The following is a 3681-nucleotide window of genomic DNA, read 5'->3' on the forward strand; positions in this document are numbered from 1 at the left end:
AACTAATTTTTCCGATTTCCCCCCTTTATAAGGGGGGATTAAGGGGGGTAACTTAACTTGTGTACGATAGCTTGTCAAGGGAAAAGGGGGTAACAATGTGATGAAAATTATGGGATACCACCTTTAAAATATCCTCTCAGGGAAAAATAAAATCTTTAATAAATTAAAACTAAGGATATGCAATCTATGTGCAACTTTGGTCAAAATGGCTAAAACTTAGATAATAATTTATGTATTGGATAAGCAAACACATTTTGTAGATAACTCTATCAATTTTACATTTGCAAGACTTTTATGAAGTTGCACATAAATTGCTTATGAGTTGCAATAGAGTTGTCACCAAACTCAGATTAATTTTGGCAAAAATTAATTTATAGACTACAGGATTAATTAGAGGATTCCATATTAAGCCGCCAGAGTATTCATCAATAATTAACGCAAAAAAAGATTTCAATACTGTTAAGGATGAAAGTCAATATTTACCTATACTAACTTCATCTAAGACTGTATAGAATCATAAGATATCTGAATTTATCCGTATTTATCTGCGGTCAATTACTCTTGAAACTTTAACTCCATATTACCTGCTCAAAAGAGCAAAATATGATCATGGCTATCTCCCAGTTTGAAACTGCTTTCACACAGTTAAAAGATGAAATTAGTAACTGTGAAAAGTCTGTACTCAAGATGATAAAAGTGAAAAAAAATATGCCTGAGACTACAAATATGAAAAATGAAATTAATGCTAAATTGCGAACAACCGATGTCGCAATTGTTGGTATGGCTTCTATTTTTCCCCAGGCGAAGAGTTTGCAAGAATACTGGGAAAATATTGTTCAGAAAGTGGATTGTATTACTGATGTTCCTGCGTCCCGTTGGCATATAGATGACTATTATGATCCTGATCCAAAAGCACCAGATAAAACCTATTGTAAGCGAGGTGGTTTCTTACCAGATATTGATTTTAATCCTATGGAATTTGGCTTACCTCCCAATATTTTGGAGGTGACAGATATTTCTCAATTACTCGGTTTGGTAGTAGCAAAAGAGGCGTTAGAAGATGCTGGTTATGGTGCATCTCGACAATTTAATCATGAACGAACAGGAGTAGTATTAGGAGTAGCAATTGGTAGACAATTGGCTGTTCCTTTAGGTGCAAGATTGCAAGATCCACTTTGGAAAAAAGTTCTCAAAAATAGTGGTTTATCAGACGAAGATAGCCAGAAAATTATTGAAAAACTCAAAAGTGGATATGTGCAATGGGAAGAAAATGCTTTCCCCGGAATGTTAGCAAATGTGATTTCTGGACGTATCGCTAACCGTCTGGATTTGGGGGGAATGAACTGCGTAGTTGATGCAGCTTGCGCGAGTTCCTTTGGTGCATTAAGGATGGCTGTTAGCGAATTAGTAGAACATCGCGCCGACATGATGATCACTGGCGGTGTAGATACTGATAACTCAATTTTCGCCTATATGTGCTTCAGTAAAACTCCTGCTGTTTCTCCAGGGGAAAAGGTAAGACCCTTTGATGCTGATGCAGATGGAATGCTATTAGGTGAAGGCGTGGGAATGTTGGTACTTAAGCGCCTAGAAGATGCTCAACGAGATGGCGATCGCATCTATGCAGTCATTAAGGGCGTTGGCAGTTCCAGTGATGGTAAGTATAAAAGTATCTATGCACCTCGCGCCGAAGGTCAAATAATTGCTTTGAATCGAGCATATACAGATGCAGGAGTTTCTCCTGCTAGTATAGGCTTAATTGAAGCACATGGTACAGGAACGATGGTAGGAGATCCTACGGAATTTACATCTATTACCAGTGTTTTTGGCGAAAATAACCCGAAAAAACAGCATATTGCTTTAGGAACTGTTAAATCTCAAATTGGACACACTAAAGCGGCTGCTGGTGCTGCCAGTCTCATCAAAGCGGCTTTAGCATTACATCACAAAGTCTTACCACCGACGATTAATGTCAGTACCCCCCATCCTAAACTGAATATTGAGAACTCGCCATTTTATTTAAATACGGAAACTAGACCTTGGGTAAGTCATCCTACTCAACCCAGAAGGGCGGGAGTCAGTGCTTTTGGATTTGGTGGTACGAATTATCACGTTGTTTTAGAAGAATATGAACATGAACATCATCACCCTTACCGTTTACACCATACTCCACAATCCTTACTGCTATTTGCCCCCACCCCTTCAGAGTTGTTATCTCGTTGTCAACAAATCCAACAACAATTACAGAATGAGAATAAAGAAAAATACTATCAACAATTAATTACTGATTCTCAAACCGCTAAAATTCCCGTTAATTATGCCAGAGTGGGCTTTGTCGCCGATGATTTAGGGCAAGCTGGGGAATTACTGCAAATTGTCATAGAAGGGCTGAGAAACAAGCCTGAAGCCAAATCCTGGGAACATCCGCAAGGGGTTTACTACCGCCAAAAGGGGATAGACACAACAGCTAAAGTAGTGGCTTTGTTTTCTGGACAAGGTTCACAATACTTAGAAATGGGGCGGGAATTGGTAATGAATTTTCCCTGCTTGCGCCAAACCTACACTCACATGGATAGCCTGTTGTGTGAAGACGGGTTACAGCCTTTATCAAGTGTAGTATTTCCTCAACCTGTTTTTGATGAAACAAAAAAGCAAATTCAGTTAGCAACATTGCAAAAAACTGAATATGCACAACCGGCAATTGGTGTATTTAGTGCAGGCTTATATAAAATCTTGCAACAAGCTGGATTTAAACCCGATTTTGTTGCCGGTCATAGCTTTGGTGAATTAACAGCCTTGTGGGTCGCAGGAGTGTTAAATGAAGAGGATTATTTGTTCCTAGTAAAAGCTAGAGGACAAGCTATGGCTGCACCTGCCAATCCCAATTTTGATACCGGAGGAATGTTAGCTGTCAAAGGAGATATTCATCAAATAACGGAAGTAATTAAAAAGTTTCCCCAGGTAGCAGTTGCTAATAAAAATTCTCAGCACCAAGTAGTATTAGCTGGCAAGAAAGAGGAAATTATTCAAGTCCAAGATATTCTCAAAAATCAAGGTCTTACCACTTTTTTATTAGGAGTTTCCGCAGCATTTCATACACCATTAGTATCTCATGCTCAAAAACCTTTTGCCCAAGCCGTTGAAAAAGTAAATTTTAACGAAGCCCAAATTCCTGTTTATACTAATGTTACAGGTAGACGTTATCCTCAAGAACCCCACGCCATTCAAAAAATCCTCAAAGAACAACTGTTAAATCAGGTGTTATTTCAGCAGGAAATTGAAAATATTTATGCTGCTGGCGGTTATTACTTTGTAGAATTTGGTCCCAAAAGTGTCCTTACCAATTTGGTGAAAGAAATTCTAAGTGATAAGCCACACATAGCTATAGCCGTAAATCCAAGTCATACCAAAAACAGCGACAAAACTCTTCGACAAGCCATAGTTCAATTGCAGGTAGCTGGATTATATTTGCAAAATTTAGATCCCTATCAAGTCGCAACTAAAATTCCCGAAGTTCCCGCTAAAAAAGTTTTAAATGTCCGCTTAAATAGTACCAACATTACCGAAAGAACTCAAAAAGCATTTGCGAAAGCTTTAGAGAATGGTCATCATGTGGGAGTGATATCTCCCCAACCAACAATTGACAACAAACCGCCAACTGCATTTAATGAGAATCATCAA

1 protein-coding gene is annotated in these 3681 nt (G+C 38.4%); it reads left to right on the top strand.

Features of this window, described 5'->3' with window-relative positions; translation table 11 throughout:
• Positions 1–609 precede the first annotated feature (609 nt).
• Positions 610–3681 (top strand): type I polyketide synthase (locus tag FJR37_RS04335; RefSeq protein ID WP_254434509.1); only part of this gene is annotated, 3072 nt, incomplete at its 3' end.

Source organism: Aphanizomenon sp. UHCC 0183, assembly GCF_009712065.1.
GTDB lineage: Bacteria > Cyanobacteriota > Cyanobacteriia > Cyanobacteriales > Nostocaceae > Dolichospermum > Dolichospermum heterosporum.